Annotated in this window: 6 protein-coding genes and 1 pseudogene; all 7 read right to left on the bottom strand. The window is 72.5% G+C overall.

Annotated features, from left to right (window positions below; all coding sequences use genetic code 11):
• The coding region (locus I5E_RS14200) for an MDR family MFS transporter (protein WP_042723909.1) at positions 1-1,593 on the bottom strand (1,593 nt) is incomplete at its 3' end.
• Between the two features lie 465 nt (positions 1,594-2,058).
• Positions 2,059-2,172 (bottom strand): annotated as a pseudogene (locus I5E_RS26505) (TetR family transcriptional regulator); the annotation flags it as partial.
• A 92-nt stretch (positions 2,173-2,264) separates the two neighbouring features.
• A complete protein-coding gene (locus I5E_RS14195) occupies positions 2,265-2,747 on the bottom strand; it encodes a GNAT family N-acetyltransferase (protein WP_022907570.1) in 483 nt (160 codons plus the stop codon).
• A 103-nt stretch (positions 2,748-2,850) separates the two neighbouring features.
• Positions 2,851-3,492, bottom strand: coding sequence for an MBL fold metallo-hydrolase (locus I5E_RS14190; RefSeq protein WP_022907569.1), 642 nt, complete (start codon positions 3,490-3,492; stop codon positions 2,851-2,853).
• 56 nt (positions 3,493-3,548) lie between these two features.
• The gene (locus tag I5E_RS14185; RefSeq protein WP_022907568.1) at positions 3,549-3,974 is read right to left on the bottom strand and encodes a MarR family winged helix-turn-helix transcriptional regulator; all 426 of its coding nucleotides are present in this window, start codon (positions 3,972-3,974) and stop codon (positions 3,549-3,551) included.
• A gap of 30 nt (positions 3,975-4,004) precedes the next feature.
• A complete protein-coding gene (locus I5E_RS14180; RefSeq protein WP_022907567.1) occupies positions 4,005-4,976 on the bottom strand; it encodes a nucleoside hydrolase in 972 nt (323 codons plus the stop codon).
• Between the two features lie 4 nt (positions 4,977-4,980).
• On the bottom strand, positions 4,981-6,054 hold a 1,074-nt coding region (locus tag I5E_RS14175), incomplete at its 5' end, for an amylo-alpha-1,6-glucosidase (RefSeq protein WP_022907566.1).

The following is a 6,054-nucleotide window of genomic DNA, read 5'->3' as shown; positions in this document are numbered from 1 at the left end:
CTTGGCGCCGCCGACGGCCTCGCCACGGGCGACCATGCCGGCCGTGTCGGACAGCGTGATCTGCGGCAGGAACAGTGCGAGCAGGAACGCCACCGCGATGACCGGCAGCAGGTACCAGAACACGGGCGCCAGCGAGTCGGCGTACGCGTTCACGATCCCGTCCTGCACCGCCTCGGGGAGCTTCGCCACCGTCGCCGGGTCGATGCTGCCCGCCGACGACGCCGCGTCGGTCGCCGAGCCGCCGGCGCCCCGGAACACGTCCGTGAGCGACGTCGTGAGCCGCGCGGTGAAGAGCGCACCGAACACGGCGGTGCCGAGGGAGGCGCCGACCTCGCGGAAGTAGTTGTTCGTCGAGGTCGCTGTCCCGACCTGCTCGGCCGGCACCGCGTTCTGCGCCACGAGGACGACCACCTGCATGATGAGGCCGAGCCCCGCACCGAAGACGAACAGGTAGGCGCAGATGAGCCAGATCGGGGTGTCCGCCGCGAGCTGGGTCATGGCGAGCATCGCGAGGGCGACCAGGACCGTCCCGACGATCGGGAACATCCGGTAGCGGCCGGTCTTCGTGATCAGGGTGCCGGACGCGATCGACGTGCCGATCAGGCCGACCATCATCGGCAGCATGAGGAGCCCCGAGACCGCCGCCGAGGTGCCGGACGCCATCTGCAGGAACGTCGGGACGAAGCCGATCGCGGCGAACATGCCGATGCCGAGCACGAGGCCGATGCCGGTCGCGAGCAGGAACGTGCGGTTCCGGAAGAACGACAGCGGGAGGACCGGGTCCGCGGCACGCGACTCGACGAGGACGAGGAGCGCCGCGGCCACGACGAGCCCGGCGAACCAGGCCCAGGTCTCGGGGGCGTCCCAGCCGTGGTCCTTGCTGCCGCCGAACTCCGAGAAGAACACCAGGCAGGTGGTCGCGGCGGACATGAACAGCACACCGAGGACGTCGATCCGCTTGGTGGCCTTCTTGCTCGGCAGGGTCAGCGCGAACCACGCGACGAAGAACGCCGCGATGCCGACCGGGATGTTGATGTAGAACGCCCAGTTCCAGGTGAGGTGGTCGACGAAGAAGCCGCCGAGGAGCGGGCCGCCGATCGCGGACAGGCCGAAGATCGCGCCGAGCGGGCCGAGGTACTTGCCGCGCTGCGAGGCCGGCACGATGTCCGCGATGATCGCCTGCGACAGGATCATCAGACCGCCACCGCCGAGGCCCTGCACGGCGCGGAACACCACGAGCTGGGTGAAGTCGCCGGCGAAGGCACACCCGGCCGACGCGATGGTGAACAGGGCGATCGCGATGAGGAACAGGTTGCGGCGACCGAGGACGTCACCGAACTTGCCGTAGACCGGCATGACGATGGTCGAGGCGAGCAGGTACCCGGTCGTCAGCCACGCCTGGTGCGCGACGCCGCCGAGCTCGCCGACGATGGTCGGCATCGCCGTCGAGACGATGGTCTGGTCGAGGCTGGAGAGCAGCATCCCCGCGATGAGCGCGGAGAAGATGATCCAGATCCGGCGCTGCGTGAGGAGCAGCGGCCCGTCGGTGCCTGGGCGGGCACGCTTGGTGGTGCCCGGCGCGGTGGCGCTCATTCGGTGGTGTCCTGTCCGGTCGTGGTGGCCGCCCGCATCAGGCGGAGGTTCTCGGTGAGCAGCTCGTCGAAGGGCGGGGCCGGTGGTCTCGTCGAACGCGTCGTCGAAGAACGTCTCCGCCGTCACCTGNAGCAGCCCGGCCGCGGCCTCGGTGACGAGGCGGGCACGACGGTCCGCCGGGTCGTCCCACCCGAAGCGCACACGGACGGCGGCCGTGATCCGGCCGAGCTGCACGTCGGTCGCCGAGAGGAACCGGGCGACGAGCGCCGGCTCCCGCTCGAAGACCCCGCGGACGAGGACCTCGTCGGCGCGGTCGATCCCCGCCCGGTGGAACTGGTCGATCGCCAGCGCGACGATCGAGTCGAGCGGTGGGAGGTCGGCCCGGACGACGCCGCCCGCGGCGTACGCGTCGATGGCCTCGACGTCCGCGTTGATCTCGATGCCGAGCACGGCGTCGTCCTTCGACGCGAAGTGGTTGAAGAACGTCCGCCGGGACACCCCGACCGTCTCGCAGAGCTGCTCGATCGTGAAGCCGTGCAGCCCGTGCTCGACGGTCGCCCGACGTGCCTCGACGATCATGCGTCGGCGCAGCGCGCGGGTGCGTTCGGTGGTGCTCACCGAACAAGAATTGCACTATCGCACTGAGAGTGCAATGTGCGATCGGGGTACCGCTACAGCGCCTTCTCGAAGCAGAACGACCACGGCATCGTCGCGGCGTAGGGCTCGTACACGGGGATCGGCGACCACCCGGTCTTCTCGTAGAGCGCGACGGCCTCGGGCTGCTTGTCGCCGGTCTGCAGGATCAGCCGCGCGGCACCCGACTCACGCCCGACGCGCTCCCCCTCGGCGAGCAGGGCCGTCGCGGCCCCCTTGCCACGGGCGGCGGCGAGGACGATGAGACGCTTCAGCTCGACCTCGTCCCCGAGGCGGCGGACGGCGATGTGCCCGAGGGGCTCGCCGTCGTCGTCGAGCGCGAGGATCGAGGTGATGATGGTGGCCGGGTCCACCGCGAGCGCCCGGTCGCGTTCGGCGGTGACCGCCGGGTCCTCGTCGCCGTTCGACGAGCCGTACCGCTCGTGCATCTCCTCGTCCATGCGGGCGCGGAGCGCCACGCCACGGGGGTCCTCCCACGGAACGCGTTCGATCGTGATCACGACCGTCGATCCTGTCACGGATGCCGCCGTCGGCGCGACGTGGGCACGGAGCGCACGGCCGTCCTCGAGGCGCGGATCGCCCCCTGCACGGCCGTCGCGTCCGTCAGACGGTGATCGACTCGCCCGCGGGCAGGATGCGGATCGGCACCGGTCCGAGCCCGTCCGGGCCGAGGAACCGCGCGGCGGACTGCTGGCCGAGCTCGCTCAGCATCGCCTCGTGGATCTGCACGGCGCGCTCGGGCGCGACCTCGCGGACGTAGTCGACGGCCTCGGCGGTGCTCGTCCACGGCCCACTGGTCGGCAGGAGGAGGGTCTCGACCGGGACACCGGGCACGAGGTACGCGTCACCGGGGTGGAAGACGGTGCCGTCCACGAGGTAGCCGACGTTCGCGATCGTGGGGACGTCGCGGTGGATGACGGCGTGCTCCTCGCCGAAGACCTGCACCGAGAACGGTCCGACCTCGAACGCGTCGCCGGCGCTGACCGCGACCACGCGGCCGTCGTACGCGCCGAGCTGCTCGACGATCGCCGCCGGTCCGCGCACCACGAGGGTGTCGTCGGCGTCGAGCCCGGCACGGACGGCGTCGATGTCGAAGTGGTCGGGGTGCTCGTGCGTGACGAGGACCGCGGTCGCGGCACGGACGAGGTCGGCCGCCTCCGGCGTGAACGCGCCCGGGTCGATGACGAGGGTGGTGCCGTCCTGCTCGAGGACGACCGTGGCGTGGTTGTACTTCGTCAGCTGCATGCCGAAAGTCTACAACTGTGTTGTAGGCCTCTGTCCGGCGCACGGTGAGGAAGCGTTCAGTCCGCCCGTCGTGCGATGCGTTCGAACAGCTCCGGCAGCCGCTGCAGCACCGCGCGCTCCTCGTCGTCGAGCTCCTCGCGCAGGGCGGCCGCGAGCCAGTCCGCACGTGCGTCCATCTCGTCCTGCAACACGGTTCGGCCCGCAGCGGTGATGCCGATCACCGACACCCGGCGGTCGGTGTCCGAGGCCGCGCGCTCGACGAGGCCGAGGTCGGCGAGCTCGGCGACCGTCCGGGACTGCCCCTGGTGCTTCACGCCGCGCCGTCTGGCGAGGTCCGCGATGGTCATCGGCCCCTCGCGGTGCAGGAACCCGAGCGTCGTGGAGTGCGTCGTCGGCAGGGCGTCGGACTCACGGCGGATCGCGCGCACGACCCGTCCGATCGCGTGCCGGAGCTGCGCGGCGAGCTCGTCGGTCGGGTCCATCCCCCGACCGTACCGCCGACCCAGCCCGGGCTACCGACCGGCGCCGTCCTTGTCGGCCCGGTCGTCGGACACGATCGCCACGTGCAGGATGCGGTCGCGGACGACCTCCGCCGCGCGGTCGTCCGCCGTCACCACGACCCGGACCGTCGGCCCGTCGGTCGCGAGCACGGTCCGGCCGTGCTCGGCCCCGCCGACCACCACGTCGAGGGGGGTGGTCCGGACGACGGGCTCGACCTCGCCCGCCGCGATCGCCGCCGCCAGCGGGTCGTGGAGCGGTGCCCGGCGGACGTGGTCGACCGACTCGTAGAAGTCGACGTAGCTCCGCAGCATCGTGCCGAGTGCGACCCGCAGTGGATCGCCGGCCGCCGTGAACCGGTCGGCGTCGGCGTCGTCGAAGCGGTGCTGCCGGGTGACGTCGAGCGGCACGAGCACGAGGTCGAAGCCGGCGCGGAGGACCCGACGGGCGGCCTCGGCGTCGTTGTGCACGTTCGCCTCGGCCGTCGGCGACACGTTGCCCGCGTCCCACACCGCGCCGCCCATGATCGTGAGCGTGCCGACGAGCTCCGGCAGTCGCGGCTCGGCCTCGAGCGCCACGGCGAGGTTCGTCAGCGGCCCGATGGCCAGGACGTCGAGCTTCCGGTCACCCGTGGCGTGTTCGCGGGCGAGCCGGACGAGGAGCTCGGCCGCGGGGTCGTCCGCGGCGGCGACCCCCGGCGCCAGCTCGACGCCGCCGATGCCGTTCGCCCCGTGCACGTGCGGTGCGCCGCCGCCGTACGAGCCGCCGATCGGGTCGTTGGCGCCGATCGCGACGGGCACCGTCCGGCCGCACAGGGCGAGGAGCGCCGCGGTGTTCGCCGCGGCCGTCGCGGCGTCGGTGTTGCCGGACACCGTGCCGATGCCGACCAGGTCGACGTGCGGGACGTCGAGCAGGTAGGCGAGGGCGAGGGCGTCTTCGACACCGGTGTCGCAGTCGAGGAAGAGCGGGACGGTGGCGGTGGTCACCCCGTCATCCTCCCATCGCCACCCAGACCGGGAAGGCCGCCGCGGCGCTCCACGCCTGCGGACGACAGGCGGCCGGGTACGGTGCCGGACGGGCGACCTCGGACACGTCGTCCCCCGCGTGCAGCTCGGGCATCCGGAAGTCGAACGCGACCGCCGCCGCGAGGAGCTGCTCCGCCAGCGTCCGGGCCGCGTCGTGGTGTCCGGAGCGGGTGAGGCCGGCGATCACCACGGCGGTGTCGTGCGCCCAGACGGTGCCGCCGTGGTAGCTCAGCGGCCAGTACCCGGCGGCCGTCGTGGACAGGGTCCGCAGACCGAAGCCGCTCGCCATGTCCGGGCGCACGACCCGGTCGGCGACGACGGCCTCCTCGTCCGGGGTGAGCAGTCCCGTACCGAGCAGGTGCCCGATGTTGCTCGTCGCGGAGTCGACCGGCCGCTTGTCGGCGTCGAGGGCGATCGCCGGGTACCGGCCCACCTCGTCGGCCACCCAGAACGCGGCGCGGAAGCGTTCGGCGAGCCGCACCGCCCACGCACGCCAGCCGTCCCCGCCGTCCCGTCCGAAGGCGTCGAGCAGGTCGGCACCGTGCACCGCGGCCTCGTGGGCGTAGCCCTGCACCTCGCACAGCGCGATCGGTCCCGTGGCGAGTGTGCCGTCGCGCCACTGCACGCTGTCGCCGGAGTCCTTCCAGCCCTGGTTCGCGAGGCCGCGGCCGGACTCGTCGACGTACTCGAGCAACCCGTCGCCGTCGGCGTCGCCGTGGTCGCGCATCCACGCGAGCGCCCGCTCCAGCGCGGGCAGGAGCGCCTCGACCTCGGCGTCGGGGAGCCCGGCACGCCACGCGTCGTGCAGCAGGCACACCCAGAGCGCGGTCGCGTCGACCGTGCCGTAGTACAGCGGCGGCAGCGAGATCTCGTCGTTGTCGACCGGCAGGGACGCCTGGCGCAGCTCGTGCATGATCTTGCCGGGCTGCTCGGCGGTCGTCGGGTCGTCGCGGGTGCCCTGCAGGGCGGCGAGGACCCGGAGCGTGCCGCCGGCGGTGCTCGTGTCGACGGGCAGCAGGAACCGGGCGGCCCAGATCGA

The organism is Curtobacterium sp. B18 (assembly GCF_000333375.1).
Taxonomy (GTDB): domain Bacteria; phylum Actinomycetota; class Actinomycetes; order Actinomycetales; family Microbacteriaceae; genus Curtobacterium.
This window is presented reverse-complemented; position numbering and strand designations above follow the sequence as displayed.